At 73.1% G+C, this 24,708-nt stretch carries 13 protein-coding genes and 1 tRNA gene; 11 read left to right on the top strand and 3 right to left on the bottom strand.

What is annotated here, in order from left to right; all coding sequences use genetic code 11:
* Positions 1–4: 4 nt before the first annotated feature.
* Positions 5–80, top strand: a tRNA-Thr gene (locus tag NX801_RS18845).
* 171 nt (positions 81–251) lie between these two features.
* On the opposite strand, the gene NX801_RS18840 is transcribed toward NX801_RS18845, so the two are convergent.
* Complete coding sequence (locus NX801_RS18840) at positions 252–2,906, bottom strand: SpoIIE family protein phosphatase (protein ID WP_258788928.1); 2,655 nt, start codon at positions 2,904–2,906, stop codon at positions 252–254.
* 294 nt (positions 2,907–3,200) lie between these two features.
* Between NX801_RS18840 and NX801_RS18835 the strand changes: the two genes are divergently transcribed.
* The 10 genes from NX801_RS18835 to NX801_RS18790 all read left to right on the top strand — a co-directional run bounded on the left by NX801_RS18835 (position 3,201) and on the right by NX801_RS18790 (position 18,729).
* On the top strand, positions 3,201–8,738 hold the full coding sequence (locus tag NX801_RS18835) for a HAMP domain-containing protein (RefSeq protein ID WP_258788927.1): 5,538 nt from the start codon (positions 3,201–3,203) through the stop codon (positions 8,736–8,738).
* 244 nt (positions 8,739–8,982) lie between these two features.
* Positions 8,983–9,657, top strand: a complete 675-nt coding sequence (locus tag NX801_RS18830) for a response regulator (RefSeq protein ID WP_258788926.1) — start codon at positions 8,983–8,985, stop codon at positions 9,655–9,657.
* Between the two features lie 106 nt (positions 9,658–9,763).
* Positions 9,764–12,730, top strand: a complete 2,967-nt coding sequence (locus NX801_RS18825) for a DNA translocase FtsK (protein ID WP_258788925.1) — start codon at positions 9,764–9,766, stop codon at positions 12,728–12,730.
* 520 nt (positions 12,731–13,250) lie between these two features.
* Positions 13,251–14,009, top strand: coding sequence for a helix-turn-helix domain-containing protein (locus tag NX801_RS18820; protein ID WP_258788942.1), 759 nt, complete (start codon positions 13,251–13,253; stop codon positions 14,007–14,009).
* Between the two features lie 361 nt (positions 14,010–14,370).
* Positions 14,371–15,849, top strand: coding sequence for a 30S ribosomal protein S12 methylthiotransferase RimO (rimO, locus tag NX801_RS18815; RefSeq protein WP_258788924.1), 1,479 nt, complete (start codon positions 14,371–14,373; stop codon positions 15,847–15,849).
* The gene (gene pgsA, locus NX801_RS18810; protein ID WP_258788923.1) at positions 15,846–16,511 is read left to right on the top strand and encodes a CDP-diacylglycerol--glycerol-3-phosphate 3-phosphatidyltransferase; all 666 of its coding nucleotides are present in this window, start codon (positions 15,846–15,848) and stop codon (positions 16,509–16,511) included. Before rimO ends, pgsA begins: the two co-directional genes overlap by 4 nt.
* The gene (locus tag NX801_RS18805) at positions 16,508–17,068 is read left to right on the top strand and encodes a CinA family protein (protein WP_258788922.1); all 561 of its coding nucleotides are present in this window, start codon (positions 16,508–16,510) and stop codon (positions 17,066–17,068) included. The genes pgsA and NX801_RS18805 overlap by 4 nt, the downstream gene beginning before the upstream one ends.
* A gap of 109 nt (positions 17,069–17,177) precedes the next feature.
* A complete protein-coding gene (locus NX801_RS18800; RefSeq protein ID WP_258788921.1) occupies positions 17,178–17,561 on the top strand; it encodes a helix-turn-helix domain-containing protein in 384 nt (127 codons plus the stop codon).
* A gap of 254 nt (positions 17,562–17,815) precedes the next feature.
* A complete protein-coding gene (locus tag NX801_RS18795; RefSeq protein WP_258788919.1) occupies positions 17,816–18,286 on the top strand; it encodes a Dps family protein in 471 nt (156 codons plus the stop codon).
* Positions 18,287–18,462: 176 nt separating this feature from the next.
* On the top strand, positions 18,463–18,729 hold the full coding sequence (locus NX801_RS18790; RefSeq protein ID WP_258788917.1) for a hypothetical protein: 267 nt from the start codon (positions 18,463–18,465) through the stop codon (positions 18,727–18,729).
* 299 nt (positions 18,730–19,028) lie between these two features.
* Here the strand turns inward: NX801_RS18790 and NX801_RS18785 are convergent, their stop codons facing one another.
* Together NX801_RS18785 and NX801_RS18780 are read right to left on the bottom strand one after the other, a co-directional pair.
* Complete coding sequence (locus NX801_RS18785; protein ID WP_258788916.1) at positions 19,029–19,829, bottom strand: Fpg/Nei family DNA glycosylase; 801 nt, start codon at positions 19,827–19,829, stop codon at positions 19,029–19,031.
* A 127-nt stretch (positions 19,830–19,956) separates the two neighbouring features.
* Entirely contained in the window at positions 19,957–24,576 is a 4,620-nt protein-coding gene (locus NX801_RS18780) for an ATP-dependent helicase (protein WP_258788914.1), read from the bottom strand.
* Positions 24,577–24,708 lie beyond the last annotated feature (132 nt).

The following is a 24,708-nucleotide window of genomic DNA, read 5'->3' as shown; positions in this document are numbered from 1 at the left end:
CAATGCCCCTATAGCTCAGTCGGTAGAGCGTCTCCATGGTAAGGAGAAGGTCAACGGTTCGATTCCGTTTGGGGGCTCCACAAAGAAAGGCCTCGCCCATTGGGCGGGGCCTTTTTGCATTTCCGGGCGCTGGACAGGGGGCACTCAGGGTGTCGCGGGGAGTGCCTCCGGGCCCCGGGCCGGGCCGACCCGGGGTCGCCCCAGGGGGTGGCGGGACCGGAAAGGCCCCGCCACCCCCGGATCCCCCGGGCTCAGTCCCGGTGTGGCTCGGGGACACGCATGGCGAGGATGGCCATGTCGTCCGAGGCGGGCTCGGCGGCGAAGCGCTCGACGGCTCGCATGATGCGGGCGGCCACGGCGCCGGCCGTCAGGCCCGTACAGGTGCGGAGGACATCGGCGAGGCCGTCGTCGCCCAGCATTCGGCTGCCTTCCCGGCGCTCGGTGATGCCGTCGGTGACGCACAGCAGGACGTCGCCCGGGTCCAGGGTGACCGTTTCCTCGTGCAGCTCCAGGTCGTCCATGACCCCCAGCAGCGGCTGGGGCTCGGCCGCCGGCTCGACCGTGCCGTCCTGGCGGAGGCGCAGCGGCAGGGGGTGCCCGGCGCAGACGACCTTGAGGAGGGCCGAGCCGTCCTCCTGCGGCCACAGCTCGCCGTAGAGCAGCGTGAGAAAGCGGCTGCGGGCGCCCTCGTCCAGGATGGCGGCGTTGAGGCGTTCGAGTACCGCCGGACCGCCCAAACCCTCCCGGGCGAGCAGCCGCAGGGCGTGCCGGGCCAGGCCGGTGACGGCGGCGGCCTCGGGCCCGGTGCCGCAGACGTCCCCGATGGCGAAGCCGTACGCCAGGTCGTTGATCGGGAAGAGGTCGTAGAAGTCGCCGCCGACCTCGTTCCCCTCGCCGGCGGCACGGTAGATCACGTCCGCCTCGACGCCGGGGATCTGGGGGAGTTCGGGCGGCAGCAGGCTGCGCTGGAGCGACTGGCTGATGGCGGTGCGCTCGGAGTAGAGCCGGGCGTTGTCCAGGGCGAGAGCGGCCCGGCGGGAGAGATCCTCGGCCAGCTCCAGGATCTCCTGGCGGAAGTGGTCGTCCGAGGGGCGGCCCAGGGTGAGCATGCCGATGACCCGGTTGCGGGCGACCAGCGGCAGCACGACCGTCTCGCCGCCGACGGCGGCCGCGGTGGCCAGGCTCGTACCGATGCCGGAGGACGGGGCGCCGGAGCCGAGGCCGACCTCGCGCATGGAGGTGCGCAGGGCGGCCTGGTGGGCGGTCTCGGCGGGGGCGGTCCAGACCTGGACGCCGGGCGGCAGTACCGGGACCGGGGGGTCGATCTTGGCGAGCAGCGCCTTGAGGCCGTCGATCCGGTCCTCGTCCTCGTGCAGCACATAGGAGAGGTATGGCTCGGACGACTGGTCGGCGATGGTGTAGACGGCGCACCACGTGGCCAGGGTGGGGACGGTCATCTGGGCCATCAGGGCCAGGGTCTGGTCCCGGTCCAGGGTGCCGGCGAGCAGGTCGGAGGCCTCCACCAGGAAGCTGAGCGAGCCCCGGCGGAGGCGTTCCAGCTCACCGAGGCGGGCGGACTCGACGGCGAGGGCGATCCGGTCGGCGGCGAACTGGAGGCGCAGGGCCTCCTCGTTCGCGTACCGGCCTGCGGACTCGGCGGCGACGCCCAGGGAGCCGGTGAGCCGGCCCTCGACCTTGAGCGGCACGGTGACCACCGAGCGCATTCCGGTGCCGCCCAGCAGCGGGACGGCGCCGGGGGCCGCGGTGAGGTCCTCGTGGACGGCGGGCATCCGGGCGGAGGAGTAGCGGCCGGTGCCGGCGGCCTCCACCGGGACGCGCGCGAAGCGCTGGCGGGCGGAGGGGAGCCCGGTGGTGGCGCGGACCTCCAGCTCGGTCTCGTCGTCGGTGGCGAGGAGCAGGAAGGCGGCGTCGCCGTCGAGCATGTCGCGGGCGCGTTCGACGGTGCGCTGGAGGAGTCCGTCCAGGTCGTCGGGGGCGGGGGAGCCGATGAAGACCTCGAACGGGTCGGTGCTGCGGCCCTCGCCGGTCGCGTCGGCGGGGACGCGGGTGGGCGTCTGGAGGACGGCGCGCTCGTGGTCCCGCACCAGCAGGCAGACGGTGGAGGGCTCGCCGTGGGTGTCCCGGACCCGCAGATGGGAGGCGTACACCGGGACGACCCGGCCGTCGGTGCCGCGGATGCCGTAGCTGCCCTCCCAGCGGGAGAGCCGGAGGGCCTCGGCGATTCCGGTGCCGATACCGGGGGTGTGAGGCCAGGCGGCGAGGTCGCCGAGGGGCTTGCCGACGACCTGGTCGGCGGTGTAGCCGAAGAGGCGTTCGGCGTCGTCGTTCCAGGCGGCGACGGAGCCGCCCCGGTCGATCTGGACGACGGCGACCCGGACCCGTTCGTCCGCGACCGGCAGCAGGTCGTCCGCGACGACCGGTCCGGCGGAGCGGGTGCCGACGCGGCGCTGGGGCAGGTCGAGCTGGAACCACACCTGTTTGCGGGTGGGGGAGTACTCGACGCCCCAGCGGGAGGCGAGGGCGGCGCAGAGCAGCAGTCCGCGGCCGTTCTCGCTGTCCGGGTTGGCGTTGAGGGACTGGTCACTGCCCTGGAGGGGCACTTCCCGTTCGGGGTAGCGGTCCGCGACCTCGACCCGGACGCCCTCCTCGGTCCGCAGGCAGAGCACATCGGCCGCGGTGCCGGCGTGGATGACGGCGTTGGTGACCAGTTCGCTGGTCAGGACGACGGCGTCGTCCACCACATCGCTGTATCCCCACCCCTGGAGGGTGTCCCGGACGAAAGCCCGTGCGGTCGCGACGGACCGCCCCACGGGTTCGAAGGTGGCGGCCGCCCGCGCGGTGATCACAGAACTCCTCGCTCGCACATCGACGCCCGGCTCTGCCATGTCGGCCCTGCCCCTCCCCGGTGCCCTTCGCTCGCGAGCTGTGCCGTGACGCCCCCGCCGGGCGGACCGGGGCGGTTGGACAGCCGGATGCCAGGTTACTTACCTTCGCTGTCCTGGCGGATGGTGGTCACCGCTGTTTCCGTCCCCGCCTGATGGGGACGTTATGCGAAGCTGCCGAACTGTTATGGCCTGGTTCGGTCCTGGTGAAACACTGGGAGGGCCTCCGGCTGCCCGTGGCGGCGGCGGAGCCGGTAATACCTGAGCGGAACGGTCAACCCCTGTGGGAGGGACGCGGTGGAGTCTGGCGTGACGGCGCGTGGCGGAAGCCCGCGCGCGAAGGGCGGACGGCCCCGGAGCGGCGGGACCGTCGAGGTGGACGCCGCCTCGCTGGAGCAGCTGCTCGCGGCCCTGGTGTCGATGCGGGACGGGAATTTCCGCCGGCGGCTGACCGTGTCCGGGGACGGGATCCTGGCGGAGATCTCCGCCGTCTTCAACGAGGTCGCGGACCGGAAGCTGCATCTGACGGGCGAGCTGTCCCGGGTGCGCCGGGTGGTGGGGCGCGAGGGCAAGCTCTCCGAGCGGCTGGCGGTCGGGGCCAGCCAGGGCGCCTGGGCGCAGGCCATCGAGGCGGCGAACGCGCTGGTGGACGACATGACCCGCCCGGTCTCCGAGGTGGGCCGGGTGCTCACGGCGGTCGCGGAGGGCGATCTGGAGCAGCGGATGGAGCTGCGCTCGGAGGGCCCGGGAGGCGGGGCCCGGCCGCTGCGCGGCGAGTTCCTGAAGGTCGCCCGTACGGTGAACAACCTGGTCGACCAGTTGTCGTCGTTCACCGACGAGGTGACCCGGGTGGCGCTGGAGGTCGGCACCGAGGGCAAGCTGGGCGGCCAGGCGCAGGTGCGGGGCGTGTCGGGTTCCTGGCGGGACCTGACGGACTCGGTCAACACCATGGCGTACCGGCTGACCGCCCAGGTGCGGGACATCGCGCTGGTCACCACGGCGGTGGCCAAGGGTGATCTGTCCCGCAAGGTGACCGTCCACGTGGACGGCGAGATGCTGGAGCTGAAGAACACCGTCAACACGATGGTGGACCAGCTGTCCTCGTTCTCCTCCGAGGTGACCCGGGTGGCCCGGGAGGTCGGTACGGAGGGCGAGCTGGGCGGCCAGGCCGAGGTGCCGGGTGTGGCCGGGGTGTGGAAGGATCTCACCGACTCGGTCAACACGATGGCGGGGAATCTGACCTCGCAGGTGCGGGGGATCGCGGAGGTCACCACGGCGGTGGCCAACGGCGATCTGTCGCAGAAGGTGACGGTGAGCGCGCGCGGCGAGGTGGCGCAGCTGGCGGACACCATCAATCAGATGACGGAGACGCTACGGACGTTCGCCGACGAGGTGACCCGGGTGGCGAGCGAGGTCGGCGCCAAGGGTTCGCTGGGCGGCCAGGCGCAGGTGCCGGGGGCCGCCGGCACCTGGAAGGACCTCACGGACTCCGTGAACACGGTCTTCCGCAATCTGACCACGCAGGTGCGGGACATCGCGCAGGTGACGACGGCGGTGGCCAACGGCGATCTGTCGCAGAAGGTCACGGTGGACGTGGCCGGCGAGATGCTGGAGCTGAAGAACACCGTCAACACGATGGTGGACCAGCTCTCCGCGTTCGGCTCCGAGGTGACCCGGGTGGCCCGGGAGGTCGGCGTGGAGGGCCGGCTCGGCGGTCAGGCGGAGGTGCCGGGCGCGGCGGGGACGTGGAAGGACCTGACCGACTCGGTGAACGCGGCGTTCCACAACCTCACCGGCCAGGTGCGGGACATCGCGCAGGTGACGACGGCGGTGGCCAACGGCGATCTGTCGCAGAAGGTCACGGTGGACGTGGCCGGCGAGATGCTGGAGCTGAAGAACACCGTCAACACGATGGTGGCGCAGCTGTCGTCCTTCGCGGACCAGGTGACCCGGATGGCGCGGGACGTGGGCACCGAGGGCCGGCTCGGCGGTCAGGCGGTGGTGCCCGGGGCCTCCGGCACCTGGAAGGAGCTGACCGACTCGGTCAACTTCATGGCCGGGAACCTGACCGACCAGGTGCGGCAGATCGCCCAGGTCACGACGGCGGTGGCGCGGGGCGATCTGTCGCAGAAGATCGATGTGGACGCCCGGGGCGAGATCCTGGAGCTGAAGAACACCATCAACACCATGGTCGACCAGCTCTCGGCGTTCGCGGAGCAGGTGACCCGGGTGGCCCGGGACGTGGGCACCGAGGGCCGGCTGGGCGGCCAGGCGAAGGTGCCGGGGGTCGCCGGGGTGTGGCGGGACCTGACCGACTCGGTGAACTTCATGGCGGAGAACCTCACCGCCCAGGTCCGCAACATCGCCCAGGTGGCGACGGCGGTGGCGCGGGGTGATCTGTCGCAGAAGATCGGCGTGGACGCCCGGGGCGAGATCCTGGAGCTGAAGAACACCCTGAACACGATGGTGGACCAGCTGTCCAGCTTCGCGGAGCAGGTGACCCGGGTGGCCCGCCAGGTGGGCACCGAGGGCATCCTCGGGGGCCAGGCGCAGGTCCAGGGGGTGTCGGGCACCTGGAAGGACCTCACTCAGTCCGTCAATATGATGGCGAACAATCTGACGTCCCAGGTGCGGAACATCGCGGAGGTCACCACGGCGGTCGCCATGGGCGATCTGTCGAAGAAGATCACGGTCGACGCCCGGGGCGAGATCCTCGATCTGGTCACCACGGTCAACACGATGGTGGACCAGCTGTCGAACTTCGCGGACGAGGTGACCCGGGTGGCCCGTGAGGTGGGCACCGAGGGCATCCTCGGCGGCCAGGCCCGGGTGCGCGGGGTGACCGGCATCTGGAAGGACCTCAGCGACAACGTCAATGTCATGGCGAACAACCTGACCTCGCAGGTGCGGAACATCTCCCGGGTGTCGGCGGCGGTGGCCAACGGCGACCTGACCAAGAAGGTCACGGTGGAGGCGCGCGGCGAGGTCGCGGAGCTGGCCGACACGGTCAACACCATGGTGACCACGCTCTCATCGTTCGCGGACGAGGTGACCCGGGTGGCCCGGGAAGTGGGCACCGAGGGCGAGCTGGGCGGTCAGGCCCGGGTGCCCGGGGTCTCCGGCACCTGGAAGGACCTGACCGAGTCGGTGAACTCGATGGCGTCCAATCTCACCGGTCAGGTGCGGCAGATCGCCACGGTCACCACCGCCATCGCCAAGGGCGATCTCACCAAGAAGATCGACATCGACGCGCGCGGCGAGATCCAGGAGCTGAAGAACACCATCAACACGATGGTCGACCAGCTCTCGTCCTTCGCCCAGGAGGTGACCCGGGTGGCCCGTGAGGTGGGCACCGAGGGCATCCTCGGCGGCCAGGCCCGGGTGCGGGACGTGGACGGCACCTGGCGGGACCTCACCGAGTCGGTGAACGAGATGGCCGGGAACCTGACCCGGCAGGTGCGGGCCATCGCGGCGGTCGCCACGGCGGTGACCCGCGGCGACCTCAATCTGAAGATCGACGTGGACGCCTCCGGCGAGATCCAGGCGCTTCAGGACAACATCAACAAGATGATCGCCAATCTGCGCGACACCACCCTCGCCAATGAGGAGCAGGACTGGCTGAAGGGCAATCTGGCCCGGATCTCCGGTCTGATGCAGGGCCGGCGCGACCTGGACGACGTGGCCTCGCTGATCATGAGCGAGCTGACGCCGGTGGTCTCCGCGCAGCACGGGGCGTTCTTCCTGGCGATGCCGACCGGCGGCGGGGGCGGCGCCGAGCTGGCGACCCAGACCGACGGCGAGAGCGCGTACGAGCTGTGCATGCGCGGCAGCTACGGCTACTCGGCCGGCTCGATGCCCACCTCCTTCCGCCCCGGGGAGACGCTGATCGGTACGGCGGCGGAGGAGAAGCGGACCATCCAGGTCAATGTGCCGCCCGGGTATCTGCGCATCTCCTCCGGTCTGGGGGAGGCGGCACCGGCCCATGTGATCGTGCTGCCGGTGCTCTTCGAGGGGAAGGTCCTCGGCGTGATCGAGCTGGCCTCGTTCCAGCCGTTCACCCACATCCAGCGGGACTTCCTCAACCAGATCGCGGAGATGATCGCCACCAGCGTCAACACCATCAGTGTCAATACCAAGACCGAGGTATTGCTGAAGCAGTCCCAGGAGCTGACCGAGCAGCTGCGCGAGCGCTCGGCGGAGCTGGAGAACCGGCAGAAGGCGCTCCAGGACTCCAACGCCCAGCTGGAGGACAAGGCCGAGCTGCTGGCCCAGCAGAACCGCGACATCGAGGTGAAGAACACCGAGATCGAGGAGGCCCGGCAGGTGCTGGAGGAGCGGGCCGAGCAGCTCGCCGTCTCCATGCGCTACAAGTCCGAGTTCCTCGCCAATATGTCGCACGAGCTGCGGACACCGCTCAACTCGCTGCTGATCCTGGCGAAGCTGCTCGCCGACAACGCCGACGGCAATCTCTCGCCCAAGCAGATCGAGTTCGCGGAGACGATCCACGGGGCCGGCTCCGATCTGCTCCAGCTGATCAACGACATCCTGGACCTCTCCAAGGTCGAGGCGGGCAAGATGGACGTGAGCCCGACCCGGATCGCCCTGGTCCAGCTGGTGGACTACGTGGAGGCCACCTTCCGGCCGCTCACCGCGGAGAAGGGGCTCGACTTCTCGGTGCGGGTCTCGCCCGAGCTGCCCGCCACGCTCCACACCGATGAGCAGCGGCTCCTCCAGGTGCTGCGCAATCTGCTCTCCAACGCGGTGAAGTTCACCGACGGCGGGGCGGTGGAGCTGGTCATCCGGCCGGCCAGGGCGGACGTCCCGCAGTCGATCCGGGAACAGCTTCTGGAGGCCGGTTCGCTGCGTGAGCCGGACGCGGAGCTGATCGCCTTCTCGGTCACCGACACCGGGATCGGCATCGCGGCGAGCAAGATGCGGGTGATCTTCGAGGCGTTCAAGCAGGCCGACGGCACCACCAGCCGCAAGTACGGCGGTACCGGGCTCGGGCTGTCGATCAGCCGGGAGATCGCCCGGCTGCTGGGCGGGGAGATCCACGCCGCCAGTGAGCCGGGGCGGGGCTCGACCTTCACCCTCTATCTGCCGCTGCACCCCAGCGAGCTGCCCTCGGCTCCCGGCCTCGGGCAGCCGGGCGGCGAGCCGGACGACCCGGAGTACGGACTTGCCGAGGACGGGTTCCCGGCGGCGGATCCCGCGGGCGGGCGGGGCCGGCCGGGCGCGCTGTTCCGGCACCGCCGGCGGCCCCGGGGCGAGGCCCGCGCCGCCCGGCGCGCGCTGCCGGCCGCGCCGGCGGACACCGCGGCGGCGGAAGCGGTACGGGCCGGCGGCGACGGCGCCGCGACCGCCGGGGCGGATGCCGGGTCCGCGTCGTCCGCGCCGGGGCAGGAGCCGGCCTGGGCGGTGGAGGGAGCGGAGACGGAGTCGCGCGCCGGCATCTCGTTCAGTGGCGAGAAAGTGCTCATCGTCGACGACGACATCCGCAATGTCTTCGCGCTCACCAGCGTGCTGGAGCAGCACGGCCTCTCGGTGCTGTACGCGGAGAACGGCCGCGAGGGCATCGAGGTGCTGGAGCAGCACGACGACGTGGCGGTGGTGCTGATGGACATCATGATGCCGGAGATGGACGGCTACGCGACCACCACCACCATCCGCCGGATGCCGCAGTTCGCCGGGCTGCCGATCATCGCGCTGACCGCCAAGGCGATGAAGGGCGACCGGGAGAAGGCCATCGAGTCCGGCGCCTCCGATTACGTTACGAAACCGGTCGAAGCCGATCACCTGTTGTCGGTGATGGAGCAGTGGATGCGGGGGGAGTGACAGGACGCGGCCCGGGAGGTGGCGAGTTGCTGAGGTGACCCGCCCGAAGGCGTGTGAGAGGCCCCCGGGCGGGGAACCTTCTGGCCCGGCGCCGCGTTTCCGCTACGTGCACGGTGACATCGCGGTGACAGGGTGTGGTGACGGGCGGGGTGCGGCTACCATGACCGGCACAAGGAAGGACGGCGTAAGGGAGTCGTCCCCTGGGGCGGCGCCCGGCCACTTGCCGGGGCGAGGAGGACGGGCCATGGTGCAGAAGGCCAAGATCCTCCTGGTCGATGACCGGCCGGAGAATCTGCTGGCGCTGGAGGCGATCCTCTCCGCGCTCGATCAGACGCTGGTACGGGCATCGTCAGGGGAGGAAGCGCTCAAGGCGCTGCTGACGGACGACTTCGCGGTCATTCTGCTGGACGTCCAGATGCCGGGGATGGACGGTTTCGAGACCGCCGCGCACATCAAGCGCCGGGAGCGGACCCGCGACATCCCGATCATCTTCCTGACCGCGATCAACCACGGGCCGCACCACACCTTCCGGGGGTACGCGGCCGGCGCGGTGGACTACATCTCCAAGCCGTTCGACCCGTGGGTGCTGCGCGCCAAGGTCTCCGTCTTCGTCGAGCTGTACATGAAGAACTGTCAGCTCCGGGAGCAGGCGGCGCTGCTCCGGCTCCAGCTGGAGGGCGGCGCCGAGGGCGGTGCGCGGGAGTCCGCCGGACTGCTCGCCGAGCTCTCCGCGCGCCTGGCGGCGGTCGAGGAGCAGGCCGAGGCGCTCTCCAAGCAGCTGGACGACGAGTCGGCGGACGCCGCCGCCGTCGCCACCGCCGCCCATCTGGAGCGGAAGCTGACCGGTCTGCGCCGGGCGCTCGACGCCCTGGAGCCCGGCACGGGCAACGGCGCCGGGCCGCTGACGCCGCCGCACTGATTCCATCGCAGGCGCTGACAGGGCGTCTGACCTGGACCAACGCCCGCCGGGACCCGTTCGAGTGGCGGGGCGTCAATTCCGGGGGGCCATCACCCGACACGAACGGGTGAAGCGGTGGGCACACGTGTCCACCGGGGCCCACCCCGGTAACCTCACCACCACGGTCTCACGCACCTCCCGCACCCGTCCCCGGGGCACGGCGGGCGCCGCGAGGCCGCGAACCGGCCGTACGACATCCGGAGCGACGAACCAGGTGGTGCCCGGCATGCCCCCCGCGAAGAAGACCGCCGCCAAGCCCCCCGCGAGGGCGGCGGCGAAGCCCGCCCGGAAGGCGGCCCCGGCGAAGCGGGCGGCACCGGCGAAAAGGGCCCCCGCCAAGCGGGCGCCCGCGAGGAAGGCACCGCCCAAACCGGTGCCCTCCGCCGGCTGGGGCGTGTTCCGGCTGGTGCGCGCCCTCTGGCTGGGCCTGGCGCACGCCGTCGGCGCCGTGTTCCGCGGCATAGGCCGGGGCGCCAAGGGACTGGACCCGGCCCACCGCAAGGACGGGCTCGCCCTGCTGCTGCTCGGTGTCGCGCTGATCGTCGCCGCCGGCACCTGGGCGCACCTGCGCGGACCGGTCGGTGATCTGATCGGCATCCTGGTCACCGGCTCCTTCGGCCGACTGGACCTGCTGGCGCCGCTGCTGGTCGGCGCGATCGCGGTGCGGCTGATCCTGCACCCCGAGAAGCCCGAGGCCAACGGCCGGATCGTGATCGGGCTCTCCGCGCTGGTCGTCGGCGTGCTGGGCCAGGTGCACATCGCCTGCGGGGCACCCGCCCGCAGCCAGGGCGTCGAGGTGCTCCAGGACGCCGGCGGGCTGATCGGCTGGGCCGCCGCCACCCCGCTGAGCTTCCTGGTGAGCGAGATCCTCGCCGTACCGATCCTGGTGCTGCTCACCGTCTTCGGGCTGCTGGTCGTCACGGCCACCCCGGTCAACGCCATCCCGCGCCGGCTGCGGGCGCTGGGCGTACGGCTGGGCATCGTCGAGACCTACGACGATCCGGCCGGCTCCGTACTGCCCGGCGAGGACGGGGCGTGGGACGAGGAAGGGGCACCTGGCCAAGCGCCCGCGCGCCCCCGTACGCGCCGGCGTGCGCCTGCCGTGGGCGCCGGTCCGTACGACGCCGAGGGAGCCGAGGCGGAGGCGCTCACCCGGCGCCGCCGGCCCCGCTCCGCGCACTCCCAGGAGGCGGTCGACGTGGCCGCCGCCGCTGCCGCCGCGCTCGACGGGGCGGTGCTCAACGGCATGCCGCCCTCCCCGGTGGTCGCCGACCTCACCCGCGAGGTCACCGGCGACCGGACGCGCGCCGCCGGGACCGCCGCCGGGGCCGCCGGATCCCCGGACGAGGGCGGCGCTCCCGAGCGCTCCGGCGCCGCCGGGCGCGGGAGCCGGGCGGCCGTACCACCGGCGCGCGACGCCGAGCGCGCCGGCGGGGCGGACGGCGGAGACGCCGGTGAAGCGGCCAACGGGTCCGTACCGGACCTCACCAAGCCGGCGCCGGCGCGGGACGAGTCCTCGTCGCTGCCGGCCCGTGCCGAACAGCTCCGGCTCGCCGGGGACATCACGTACGCGCTGCCCTCGCTCGACCTGCTGGAGCGGGGCGGCCCCGGCAAGACCCGGAGCGCCGCCAACGACGCCATAGTGGCCGCGCTGCGGAACGTCTTCACCGAGTTCAAGGTGGACGCCGACGTCACCGGCTTCACCCGGGGGCCCACGGTCACCCGGTACGAGGTGGCGCTCGGCCCGGCGGTCAAGGTCGAGCGGATCACCGCCCTGACCAAGAACATCGCCTACGCCGTCGCCAGCCCGGACGTCCGGATCATCTCGCCCATCCCCGGCAAGTCCGCCGTGGGCATCGAGATCCCCAACACCGACCGGGAGATGGTCAACCTCGGGGACGTGCTGCGGCTCGCGGACGCCGCCGAGGACGACCACCCGATGCTGGTGGCGCTCGGCAAGGACGTCGAGGGCGGCTATGTGATGGCCAATCTGGCGAAGATGCCGCATGTGCTGGTGGCCGGTGCCACCGGATCCGGCAAGTCCTCCTGCATCAACTGCCTGATCACCTCCGTGATGATACGAGCCACTCCGGAGGACGTCCGGATGGTGCTGATCGACCCCAAGCGGGTGGAGCTCACCGCGTACGAGGGCATCCCGCACCTGATCACCCCGATCATCACCAACCCCAAGCGCGCCGCCGAGGCGCTCCAGTGGGTGGTGCGCGAGATGGACCTCCGCTACGACGACCTGGCGGCCTACGGCTTCCGGCACATCGACGACTTCAACCGGGCCGTCCGGGCGGGCAAGGTCACCCCGCCGGCGGGCAGCGAGCGCGAGCTCCAGCCGTATCCGTATCTGCTGGTGATCGTGGACGAGCTGGCCGACCTGATGATGGTGGCGCCCCGGGACGTGGAGGACGCGATCGTCCGGATCACCCAGCTCGCCCGGGCCGCCGGCATCCATCTGGTGCTGGCCACCCAGCGGCCCTCGGTCGACGTGGTGACCGGCCTGATCAAGGCGAACGTCCCCTCCCGGCTGGCCTTCGCGACCTCCTCGCTCGCCGACAGCCGGGTCATCCTGGACCAGCCGGGCGCGGAGAAGCTCATCGGCAAGGGCGACGGGCTCTTCCTGCCGATGGGCGCGGGCAAGCCGACCCGGTTGCAGGGCGCCTTCGTCACCGAGGAGGAGGTCCAGGCGGTCGTCCGGCACACCAAGGACCAGATGACCCCGGTCTTCCGGGAGGACGTCACCACCGGCGGCAAGCAGAAGAAGGAGATCGACGAGGACATCGGCGACGACCTGGACCTGCTCTGCCAGGCCGCCGAGCTGGTCGTCTCCACCCAGTTCGGCTCCACCTCGATGCTCCAGCGCAAGCTGCGGGTGGGCTTCGCCAAGGCCGGCCGGCTGATGGACCTGATGGAGTCGCGCGACATCGTCGGTCCGAGCGAGGGGTCCAAGGCGCGGGACGTGCTCGTCAAGCCGGATGAGCTGGATGGCGTACTCGCTGTCATCCGCGGGGAGTCCAGCGGGTAGAAGTCTGTTCCGTACGGGAACGGCGAGCAACCGTTTCCGCCGGTGATACGTCAGGTTGGACGAGAGGACGGGCGCCGGCCGGCCCGTCCTCCGGACACCCGCCGCACCGATGCCATTCCGATGGCGTACAAAGTGCGTCCGTCCGGTTGCTCCACCCTTTCGTACCACCCATAGACTGAACCTCCAGCAGGTGGTTACACGCTCGAAAGGCGCTCTCGTGTCCATCGGCAACTCCCCCGAAGACGACCGTCCTTCGACCGACGACTCGCCCGAGAAGCCCACGCCCACGACGGCTCGCTCGCCGCGCCGGCGCGGGAAGCGGGCCGGCTCCGACGCGCCCGCCGGGGCCGCCGCGTTCACCGGTGACGACGTGCCGGCCGACGACCCGCCCGCCGCTGAGGCGCCCGGTGAGTCCGGCACGTCCCGTGGATCCGGCAGGAAGAGCGGGTTCACCCGGCGCGAGCGGCGCGAGTCGGCCACCGGGGACGACGCGCGCGACTGGGACGACGACCGCCCCTCGATCGGCGGCGTCCTGAAACAGGCGCGCATCGACGCGGGGCTGAGTGTCGAGGAGATCAGCGCCTCCACCCGGGTGCGCATCCCCATCGTGCGCGGTCTGGAGGAGGACGACTTCTCGCGGTGCGGCGGCGATGTGTACGCCCGGGGGCACATCCGGACCCTCGCCCGCGCCGTCGGCATCGACCCCGCGCCGCTCGTCGAACGGTACGACGCCGATCACGGGGGCGCCCCGGCGCCCACGCCCGCGGCACCGCTCTTCGAGGCGGAGCGCATCCGCCCGGAGCGGCGGCGCCCGAACTGGACGGCGGCGATGGTCGCGGCGATCGTCGCGGTGATCGGCTTCGTCGGCTTCACCCTGATGAACGGGGACGAGGCCGAGTCGCGCGCCACCCAGGTGGCCGAGGGGCCGACGGCCGGGCACCGGCCCAGCACCTCCCCGAAGCCGCACCGGCCCACGGCCCCGGCCCCCACCGAGAGCGCCGTCGCGGCGGTCCCGAAGGACAAGGTGACGGTCAAGCTGACCGCCGTGGACGACAAGAGCTGGATCTCGGTGAAGGCCGCCGACGGCCGGCTGCTCTTCGACGGGCTGCTGGAGAAGGGCGAGTCCAAGACCTACCAGGACGCCGAGCGGCTGGACCTGATCCTCGGGAACGCCGGGGCGATCGAGCTGTTCGTCAACGGCAAGAAGGTCGAGGACCAGTTCGAGACCGGTCAGGTCGAGCGGCTCTCCTACGGCAAGGGCGACCCGCAGGCCGGGTGATCCGGGCGATCCGGTCCGGACCGCGCCGGTGCTGTCGGCCCTGTGCGGTACTGTCCGGGCCGGCCGCCGTCGGCCGTGGGCGGCACCGGTCCGGGCCACCGCCACCGTCTCGTCTCGCCGCGTCCCCCGTGCCTCCGGGCCCGGGGGACGCGGCGCGTGCGGCCGGTCGCGGGACCGGGCCCGGAGACCGGCCGGTGCCTCTTTCCGGTTTTCGGGAGCGCCGGCGGAGGCCGCGGGAGCCACCGGACCGGGCGGCCGGGCGGGCCGTCCGGGCGGCACGACCGCCGGTGCCGGGCGACCGGTGGCGGGCGGGTGACCCTGCGCGACGGAGCTGTCGGGGGGACGAAGTAGTCTTGAGTCCATGCCCGAACGCCGTACCGTCGCCCTTGTCACTCTTGGCTGCGCCCGTAACGAGGTGGACTCGGAGGAGCTCGCAGGCCGCCTGGCGGCGGACGGCTGGGAGCTCGTACCGGAAGCCGCCGACGCGGACGTCGCCGTCGTCAACACCTGTGGCTTCGTGGAGGCCGCCAAGAAGGACTCCGTCGACGCCCTCCTTGAGGCCAACGACCTCAAGGACCACGGGCGCACCCAGGCCGTGGTCGCGGTCGGCTGCATGGCCGAGCGGTACGGCAAGGAGCTGGCCGAGGCGCTGCCCGAGGCCGACGGGGTGCTCGGCTTCGACGACTACGCCGACATCTCCGACCGGCTGCGCACCATCCTGGGCGGCGGCGTCCACGCCCCGCACACCCCGCGCGACCGCCGCAAGCTGCTGCCGCTGAGCCCGGTGAAGCGCCAGGAGGCCGCCGCCGAGGTCGCCCTGCCGGGGCACGGCGCCCCCAGCGACCTGCCCGAGGGGCTGGCGCCCGCCTCCGGGCCGCGTGCCCCGCTGCGCCGCCGGCTCGACACCAGCCCGGTCGCCTCGGTGAAGCTCGCCTCCGGCTGCGACCGGCGCTGCTCCTTCTGCGCCATCCCGTCCTTCCGCGGCTCCTTCGTCTCGCGCCGCCCCTCCGACGTGCTGGGTGAGACCCGCTGGCTGGCCGAGCAGGGGGTGAAGGAGGTCATGCTGGTCTCCGAGAACAACACCTCCTACGGCAAGGACCTCGGTGACATCCGGCTCCTGGAGAGCCTGCTGCCGGAGCTGGCGGCGGTCGACGGGATCGAGCGGGTGCGGGTCAGCTACCTCCAGCCCGCCGAGATGCGGCCCGGCCTCATCGACGTGCTGACCTCCACCGAGAAGGTGGCGCCCTACTTCGACCTGTCCTTCCAGCACTCGGCGCCCGCCGTGCTGCGCACGATGCGCCGGTTCGGGGACACCGACCGGTTCCTGGAGCTGCTGGACACCATCCGCTCCAAGGCGCCGCTGGCCGGGGTGCGGTCCAACTTCATCGTCGGCTTCCCCGGCGAGAGCGAGGAGGACTTCGCGGAGCTGGAGCGGTTCCTCACCCACGCCCGGCTCGACGCGATCGGCGTCTTCGGCTACTCCGACGAGGACGGCACCGAGGCCGCCGGCTACGAGCGGAAGCTCGACCAGGACGTGATCGACGCGCGGCTGGCCCACCTCTCCCGGCTGGCCGAGGAGCTCACCGCGCAGCGCGCGGAGGAGCGGCTGGGCGAGACCATGGAGGTGCTGGTCGAGTCGGTCGCCGGCCCCGAGGCGGTGGCCGCGGGCGAGGACGCCGCGGTCGGCCGGGCGGCCCACCAGGCGCCCGAGACCGACGGCCAGGTGGTCTTCGCCGACGGCGCGGGCCTGGCACCGGGCCGTATGGTCAGGGCCAGGGTCGTGGGCACGGAAGGCGTCGACCTCATGGCCGAGTGTCGTGTCGAGGAGGCAGTCAGATGACCGGAGTCCCGGCATCCGCTGCGGGCGGTTCGGGTAGGCCGGCGCCCGGCGGCAAGCTGGGGGCTGCGGCCGTCAACCAGGCCAGCCTGTGGAACATCGCCAATATCCTCACCATGGTCCGGCTGGTGCTGGTGCCCGGCTTCGTGATGCTGCTCCTCCAGGACGGCGGTTACGACCCCGCCTGGCGGGCCTGGGCGTGGGCGGCGTTCGCCGTCGCCATGATCACCGACGTCTTCGACGGCCATCTGGCCCGGACGTACAACCTGGTCACCGACTTCGGGAAGATCGCGGATCCGATCGCGGACAAGGCGATCATGGCGGCCGGGCTGATCTGTCTGTCCGGGCTCGGGGATCTGCCCTGGTGGGTGACGGGGGTGATCCTCTTCCGGGAGCTGGGCATCACGCTGATGCGCTTCTGGGTGATCCGGCACGGGGTGATCCCGGCCAGCCGGGGCGGCAAGCTCAAGACCCTGGCGCAGGGCACCGCGGTCGGCATGTACGTACTGGCGCTCACCGGCCCGCTGGCCACCCTGCGGTTCTGGGTGATGGCCGTGGCGGTGGTGCTGACCGTCGCCACCGGGCTCGACTATGTGCGGCAGGCGGTGGTGCTGCGCCGCAAGGGGCTGGCCGCCGAGCGGGCCGCTGCGGAGCCGGTGCGGTGACGGCCGCCGCCCGGGTGCTCCGGCTGCTCGCTGAGCGTGACCAGACCGTGGCGGTGGCCGAGTCGCTGACCGGTGGCCTGGTCGCCGCCGCCTTCACTTCCGTCCCGGGAGCCTCACGGTCGTTCCGGGGCTCGGTGACGGCGTACGCGACGGCGCTCAAGCACGAGTTGCTCGGGGTCGACGCCGAGCTGCTGGCGGAGCGCGGGGCGGTCGATCCGGCGGTGGCCGCGCAGATGGCGGCGGGTGTCCGGGCCCGGCTGGGCGCCGACTGGGGGCTGGCGACGACCGGCGTCGCGGGGCCCGAGGCGCAGGACGGCCGGCCGGTCGGCACGGTCTTCGTGGCGGTCTGCGGACCGCCGGAGGCCGGGGTCGGTGAGGCCACCGGGGCCGGCGGGGCGCTTGAGGCGGCCCCCAGCGGGAAAGTCCGTGAGTTGCGGTTGAACGGCTGCCGGACGGAAATCCGTAAAGAAAGTGTACGGAGCGTGCTCGACCTGCTCGCCACTGAACTCACGGAAAATGCGCGGGCACAGGATACGGAACAGAACGGGGGGATTTGATGTTTGCAGCCCTGAGAGAACACGACATCGCTCCCCGCACGGCCGCGTCGCGAGGCGGTACGGTGGGGCGTGAAGGAAGCGGCTACGCGGTCCGAGGAGGGAGCCACCGATGATTCTGCTCCGTCGCCTGCTGGGTGACGTGCTGCGTCGGCAGCGCCAGCGCCAGGGCCGTACTCTGCGCGAAGTCTCCTCGTCCGCCCGAGTCTCACTCGGCTATCTCTCCGAGGTGGAGCGGGGGCAGAAGGAGGCTTCCTCCGAGCTGCTCTCCGCGATCTGCGACGCGCTTGACGTACGGATGTCCGAGCTCATGCGGGAAGTGAGCGACGAGCTCTCGCTGGCGGAGCTGGCCGAGTCGGCAGCGGCGAGCGAGCCGGTGCCCGCGCCGGTGCGTCCGATGCTCAATTCGCTGTCCGTCACGTCGGTGACCGGTGTGCCGACGGAGCGGGTGACCATCAAGGCGCCCGCCGAGGCGGTCGACGTGGTCGCCGCCTGAGCGATCTTCCGCGCCCGGTCTGGGCGCTGCCCGGAGGAGCGGTTCCGATCGGGGTCGGTGAGGTTCGCCTGACCCGGCGGGGCCGCTTTTTCCTGCTTCTTCCCCTGGTCGACGCTGTTTTGAGCCGAGCCCCGGTCGGGTACCCGAGTGCCGACCGGGGCTTTCGCTTATGCGAAATGCCCGTTTCAGGTCATATGTGTAAAGGTGGGCGTACATGCGGTGACCATGCCCACCGCCGGAAATGGAGGATTCGGATGTCTGTCGTCAAGAGCACCCTGCCCGAAGCCGACCTCAAGGTCGTCGGCGAAGCGCTGCAGGGCGCGTTGGTCGATGTGGTCGACCTGTCCCTGGTGGCCAAGCAGGTCCACTGGAACGTCATCGGACCGCGCTTCCGCTCCATTCACCTTCAGCTCGACGAGGTCGTGACCACGGCGCGCACCCACTCCGACACGGTGGCCGAGCGCGCCTCCGCGCTGGGTATCACCCCGGACGGCCGCGCCTCGACCGTCGCCTCCGACAGCGGCATCAATGAGGTCCCCGAGGGCTGGATCAAGGACGCCGACGCGGTCGACATCATGGTGAGCGCGCTGAGCGCCTGTGTCGGCCGGATGCGGGAGCGCGTGCGGGCCACCGACGAGCCGGACCCGGTGACCCAGGACCTGCTGATCGCCCTCACGGCCGATCTGGAGAAGCACCACTGGATGTTCCAGGCCGAGACCGTCTGACGGCCGGGGGACTTCCCCGGCCGGGGTGCGCGACACACCACCGGGTGACCGGCGCCGGTACGGGCGCCGGCCGCGTGTGGTGGGAGGACCGGATGGGAAGGCTGCGCCGGACGTGTTCCGGCTTGCCTCCCGTCCGGTGAGCGCCCCGGGCGCGGCGCCGACCGGAGGAGGCGGGCATGGCGGGGCGACGCATATCACTGCTGGCGCTCGCGCTGGTCACCGGCGGGGTGTGGTGGTGGGCCGTGCTGAGACTGGCCCTGGCGCCGCAGCACGCGGGGGTGGTGGAGGCCACGCTGGCGGCGGGCGGCTGGGGGCTGAGCCTGCTGCCGGTGCATGTGGCGGCGGCGCGGGCGCCGAGGCGGGCGCGGCTGGGGCAGAGGGTGGAGCTGGGGACGCCGGACGCGGCGGGCGCGGGGGTTCGCCTGCGTGAGAGCGGCGGCTGAGAGCGGTGCGGGGGCGGCGGTCGGCCGGAGAGCCGGCCGCTTTGTCGTGTCCGGGAGCGGGGTGGGGCGGTGGCGAGGGGCGCGATTGCCCGGGGCGCTGCGGCAGGGGCCGTGTGATCCGTGCGGGACGGCGTACGCGCCGGCGCCGGGAAGCGGGGAAGCAAGGGCCGGCGCGGGGCGTTTGGGGCCGGTGCCGGGCGGGCCTACCGGCTACGGCGCCGGACGGACGTACGGGGAAGGTGCCGGACGGGCATACCGGATACGGCGGGCCGGGCGGGTGTACGGGGAGGGGCGCGGGGTCAGCCGGTGGGGCCGGGGCCCTGCTGGCAGCCGGGGCACCAGTAGGAGAGCCGCTCCTGATCGGTCTCCTGCCAGCGGCTGACCGGGGTGCCGCAGCGGAAGCAGGGGCGGTCCTTGCGGCCGTAGACGTAGAGCTTCCGGTCCGGGCGGTTCTCCGGGGCGGTGCGGCGTTCGAAGCGGAGCTTGTTCGCCTCCAGCAGCCGGTGCGCGGTGGCGATCAGCCGCTCGGGGACCCCGGCGGGCAGCTCGCCCACCGGCAGCCAGGGGGTGGCCCGGGCCAGAAAGGCCAGCTCGCACTTGTAGACATTGCCGATGCCGGCCAGGTTGCGCTGGTCGAGCAGGGCCTCGCCGAGCGGCCGGGCCGGATCGGCGCACACCCGGCGTACGGCCTCGGCGGCGTCCCAGTCGGGGCCGAGCAGATCCGGGCCCAGATGGCCGACCCGGTCCGGCTCCTCGGCGGTGCGGATCAGTTCGAGTACCGGGAGCCGGTAGCCGACGGCGGTGTGCCCGTCGTTGCCGAGGACGGCCCGGATCTGGTGGTCGGGGCCGCCGGTCCACCGCCGGCCGGCGGCGAAGACCCGCCAGGAGCCCTCCATCCGGAGATGGGAGTGGAGGGTGAGACCGCCCTCGATCCGGGCCAGCAGATGCTTGCCGCGCGCGGTGACGTCGAGCAGGGTGCGGCCCGCGAGGTCGGCGGTGGCGAAGCGCGGTACCCGCAGATCGGCGTGGGTGAGCGTGTGGCCCGCCAGCGCCCGGTGCATCCGGTGGGCGGTCAACCAGACGGTGTCTCCTTCGGGCATGGCTCCATGATGGGGGACGGGCCCGCGGGCCGGGGGCGGGCCCCAGTGGGATACCGGGAAGACCGGGAGCAGGGGCCGCGGGCCCGGGGGCCGGCCGGGGAGACCGGGGACCCGGGGGGCGCGCGGGTCAGGGGCGCAGCCGCAGGCCGCGGGGGGTGGCGTGGAAGCCGGCGCCCTCCAGAACGCCGGAGAGCGGGGAGGTGAGGGCCGCCCCGCCGTTGATCCGCTCCACCGTGATCGTGCCCAGCGCGTCGGCGCGGGCGGCGGCGGCCAGCGCCTCGGCGGCGGCCCGCAGCCGGGGGTCGTCCGGCTCGGTGGCCCAGGAGAGCACGGTCTTGCCGCCGCGCTCCAGATAGAGGGTCAGCTCGCCGTCGACCAGCACCACCAGCGAGCCCGCCTTGCGCCCCGGCTTGTGGCTCGCGCCCGCCGGCGGCTCGGGCCAGGACAGCGCGGCGCCATAGGCGTTGGCCGGGTCGGCGGCGGCCAGCACCACCGCACGGGCCGCGTCGGACGGCTCGGCGCGGTCCCGGGCGGTCGCCGCCGCGCGCAGCCGGTCCACGGCGCCGTCCATCGCGAACTGCGCGGCGCCCAGGCCCTCCACCACATAGCCCCGGCGGGCCTGGCCGCTGTCCTCGAAGGCGGACAGCACCCGGTAGACGGCGGAGAAGCCGCCCTCCACGCCTTCGGCGGCCACCGCGCCCCGGGTGACCACCCCGTGCCGGTCGAGCAGAGTGCGGGCCAGCGCGTGGGCGCGGTGGGTCGGCTCGGGCTCCGGGGCCGGCAGCAGCGACCAGCGGCCGGTGACGGTGGGCGGTCCGGAGCGGGAGGCGGGGCGGGCGGTCGCGGTCAGGGTGCCGTACCGGCCGCGCGGCACGGTCCGGCGGGCGCGGTGGGCGGTGGAGCCGGCCGTGCGGCCCGAGCCGAGCAGGGCGCGGAGCGGGGCCAGGGTGTCGTTGGTGAGCCGGCCGGACCAGGCCAGCTCCCAGAGCGCCTCGGAGAGCTGGGGGTCGGTGATCCCGGGGTGGGTGGTGGCCCGGAGCTGCTCGGCGAGCTGGCGGAAGAACAGGCCGTATCCCCCGGAGAGGACGCCGAGCAGGGACTCGTGGAGCGCGGTCAGCTCCAGCGGGTGCGGCGGGGGCAGCAGCAGCGGCGCCGCGTCCGCCAGATAGAGCGAGACCCAGCCGTCCTTGCCGGGCAGGGCGCCCGCGCCGGCCCAGACGACCTCACCGGTGGTGGTCAGCTCGTCCAGCAGGGCGGGGGTGTAGTTCCGCACCCGGGAGGGGAGGATCAGCCGCTCCAGCGCGGAGGCGGGGACCGGGGCGCCCTGGAGCTGCTCGATCGCGCGGGCCAGTCCGTCGATGCCGCGCAGCCCGCCCCCGCCCAGGTGCTGCCACTGGGGCAGGAAGGTGGCGAGGGCGGCCGGCGGGACCGGCTCCAGCTCCTGGCGCAGGGCGGCCAGCGAGCGGCGGCGCAGCCGGCGCAGCACGGCGGCGTCGCACCACTCCTGACCGGCGCCGGCCGGATGGAACTCGCCCTGGACCACCCGGCCGGCGGCGGCCAGCCGGTGCAGGGCACCCTCGGTGACCGCGACCCCGAGACCGAACCGGTCGGCCGCCGCGGCCGAGGTGAACGGGCCGTGGGTGCGGGCGAACCGCGCCAGCAGATCGCCCAGCGGGTCCTTCACCGGCTCGGTGAACGCCTCCGGGACACCCACCGGCAGGGCGGTGCCCAGGGCGTCCCGCAGCCGGCCCGCGTCCTCCACCGCCGCCCAGTGCTCGCCGCCCCCGATCCGCACCCGGATCGCCCGGCGCGCCCCGGCCAGTTCCTCGGCCCACCCGGCCTCCGCGCCCCGCTCGGCCAGCTCGGCGCCGGTGAGCGGGCCGAGGACCCGGAGCGCGTCCGCCACGCCCTCGGCGTCCTTGACCCGGCGGTCCCCGGTCCGCCACTGGAGCTCGTCCTCCAGCTCGGCCAGCACCTCCGCGTCGAGCAGTTCGCGCAGCTCGGCCCGGCCCAGCAGCTCGGCCAGCAGCTGGGAGTCGAGCGAGAGGGCGGCGGCCCGGCGCTCCGCGAGCGGGGAGTCCCCCTCGTACAGGAACTGCGCCACATAGCCGAAGAGCAGCGAGCGGGCGAAGGGCGAGGGTTCGGTGGTGGTCACCTCCACCAGCCGGACCCGCCGCGCCTCGATGTCCCCCATCAGCTCCTGGAGGCCGGGCACGTCGAACACGTCCTGGAGGCACTCCCGCACCGCCTCCAGGACGATCGGGAAGGAGCCGAACTCACTGGCCACCTGGAGCAGCTGGGCGGCCCGCTGGCGCTGCTGCCAGAGCGGGGTGCGGCGGCCGGGGCTGCGGCGGGGCAGCAGCAGGGCGCGGGCGGCGCACTCCCGGAAACGGGAGGCGAACAGCGCGGAGCCGCCCACCTGGTCGGTGACGATCCCGTCGACCTCGCCCCGGTCGAAGACCACGTCCGCCGCGCCGACCGGGGCCTGCTCGCCGTCGTACTCGGTGCCGGGCGCGGCCGGGTCCTGGTCCAGCAGGTCCAGGCCCATCAGATCGGCGTCCGGCAGCCGCAGCACGATCCCGTCGTCGGCGTGCATCACCTGGGCGTCCATGCCGTACCGCTCGGTGAGCCGGGCGGCCAGCGCGAGCGCCCAGGGGGCGTGCACCTGGGCGCCGAACGGGGAGTGCACCACCACCCGCCAGTCGCCCAGCTCGTCCCGGAACCGCTCGACCAGGACGGTGCGGTCGTCCGGGACATGGCCGCAGGCGCGGCGCTGCTCCTCCAGATAGGTGAGCACGTTCTCCGCGGCCCGGGCGTCCAGACCGGCGGCGAGCAGCCGGAGCCGGGCGTCCTCCGGGGACAGGGCGCCGACCTCGCGGAGGAAGGCGCCCACCGCACGGCCCAGTTCCAGCGGGCGGCCCAGCTGGTCGCCCTTCCAGAACGGCAGCCTGCCCGGCACCCCGGGCGCGGGGGAGACCAGCACCCGGTCGCGGGTGATGTCCTCGATGCGCCAGGAGGTGGTGCCCAGGGTGAAGACGTCGCCCACCCGGGACTCGTACACCATCTCCTCGTCCAGCTCGCCGACGCGCCCGCCGCCCTTCTTGGGGTCGGCGCCGGCCAGGAAGACCCCGAAGAGGCCCCGGTCCGGGATGGTGCCGCCGGAGGTGACGGCCAGCCGCTGGGCGCCGGGCCTGCCGGTGACGGTGCCGGCGACCCGGTCCCACACCACCCGGGGCCGCAGCTCCGCGAAGGCGTCCGAGGGGTAGCGCCCGGCGAGCATGTCGAGGACCGCGGTGAACGCCGACTCGGGCAGCGAGGCGAACGGCGCGGCCCGCCGGACCAGCGCCAGCAGGTCGTCGACCTGCCAGCTGTCCAGCGACACCATGGCGACCAGCTGCTGGGCCAGTACGTCCAGCGGGTTGGACGGCACCCGCAGCGCCTCGATCGCCCCGTCCCGCATCCGCTCGGTCACCACCGCCGCCTGCACCAGATCGCCCCGGTACTTGGGGAAGACCACCCCGGTGGAGACCGCGCCCACCTGGTGGCCCGCCCGGCCGACGCGCTGGAGCCCGGAGGCCACCGAGGGCGGCGACTCGACCTGGACCACCAGGTCCACCGCGCCCATGTCGATGCCCAGCTCCAGGCTGGAGGTGGCCACCACGGCCGGCAGCCGGCCGGCCTTCAGGTCCTCCTCCACCAGGGCCCGCTGCTCCTTGGAGACCGAGCCGTGGTGGGCCCGGGCGAGCAGCGGCGGGGCGCCCTGGGCGGCGCCCGCCTGGGCCATCAGCTCGGCGGGCGAGTGGTCCTCGGGCAGCGGCTCGCCGGTGGCGCGCTCGTAGGCGATCTCGTTGAGCCGGTTGCAGAGCCGCTCGGCCAGCCGCCGGGAGTTGGCGAAGACGATGGTGGAGCGGTGCGCCTGCACCAGATCCGCGATCCGCTCCTCGACATGCGGCCAGATGGACGGCTTCTCGCCGGGGCCGGAGTCGGTGGCGGGGGAGCCGCCCAACTCGCCCAGATCCTCCACCGGGACGACCACCGAGAGGTCGAACTCCTTGCCGGACGGCGGCTGGACGATCTCCGCCTTGCCGCGCGGTGCCAGGAACCGGGCCACCTCGTCCACCGGGCGCACGGTGGCGGAGAGCCCGATCCGCCGGGCCGGTCGGGGCAGCAGCTCGTCCAGCCGCTCCAGGGAGAGGGCGAGATGGGCGCCCCGCTTCGTACCGGCGACGGCGTGCACCTCGTCCAGGATCACCGTCTCCACCCCGGCGAGGGCGTCCCGGGTGGCGGAGGTGAGCATCAGAAAGAGGGACTCGGGGGTGGTGATCAGGATGTCCGGCGGCCGGGTGGAGAGCGCCCGGCGCTCGGCGGCCGGGGTGTCGCCCGACCGGATGCCGACCCGCACCTCCGGCTCCGGCAGCCCCAGCCGGACCGCCTCCTGCCGGATGCCGGTGAGCGGGGAGCGGAGATTGCGCTCCACATCGACGGCGAGGGCCTTGAGCGGGGAGACGTACAGCACCCGGCAGCGCTTCCTCGCCTCGGCCGGCGGGGGCGTGGCGGCCAGCCGGTCCAGCGAGGCGAGAAACGCGGCCAGGGTCTTGCCGGAGCCGGTCGGCGCGACCACCAGCACGTCCGACCCCCGGCCGATCGCCTGCCAGGCCCCTTCCTGGGCGGCGGTGGGCGCGCTGAAGGCTCCGGTGAACCAGCTCCGGGTGGCGGGGGAGAAGGCGTCGAGCGCGCTTGTTGCCATGCCCACCATCGTGCACCCGGCCACTGACAACCGGCCGGACGCGGCCGTGACCAGCGGCTCCTCGCGCCGTCGGGCGCGTGGCGGGGGCGGGGGCGGGGGCGGGGGCCGGGCGCCGTGACCACTGGTGCCGTG

The organism is Streptomyces pyxinae (genome assembly GCF_024756275.1).
GTDB classification, from domain to species: Bacteria; Actinomycetota; Actinomycetes; order Streptomycetales; family Streptomycetaceae; genus Streptomyces; species Streptomyces pyxinae.
The sequence above is the reverse complement of the archived record's forward strand: the minus strand, read 5'-3'. Positions and strand labels throughout refer to the sequence as shown.

Bases quoted from the DNA above. Each gene is read 5' to 3' on its own strand.
- NX801_RS18840 (WP_258788928.1), bottom strand. From the start codon at position 2,906: ATGGCAGAGCCGGGCGTCGATGTGCGAGCGAGGAGTTCTGTGATCACC.
- NX801_RS18830 (WP_258788926.1), top strand. From the start codon at position 8,983: ATGGTGCAGAAGGCCAAGATCCTCCTGGTCGATGACCGGCCGGAGAAT.
- rimO (WP_258788924.1), top strand. From the start codon at position 14,371: ATGCCCGAACGCCGTACCGTCGCCCTTGTCACTCTTGGCTGCGCCCGT.
- pgsA (WP_258788923.1), top strand. From the start codon at position 15,846: ATGACCGGAGTCCCGGCATCCGCTGCGGGCGGTTCGGGTAGGCCGGCG.
- NX801_RS18800 (WP_258788921.1), top strand. From the start codon at position 17,178: ATGATTCTGCTCCGTCGCCTGCTGGGTGACGTGCTGCGTCGGCAGCGC.
- NX801_RS18795 (WP_258788919.1), top strand. From the start codon at position 17,816: ATGTCTGTCGTCAAGAGCACCCTGCCCGAAGCCGACCTCAAGGTCGTC.
- NX801_RS18790 (WP_258788917.1), top strand. From the start codon at position 18,463: ATGGCGGGGCGACGCATATCACTGCTGGCGCTCGCGCTGGTCACCGGC.
- NX801_RS18785 (WP_258788916.1), bottom strand. From the start codon at position 19,829: ATGCCCGAAGGAGACACCGTCTGGTTGACCGCCCACCGGATGCACCGG.
- NX801_RS18780 (WP_258788914.1), bottom strand. From the start codon at position 24,576: ATGGCAACAAGCGCGCTCGACGCCTTCTCCCCCGCCACCCGGAGCTGG.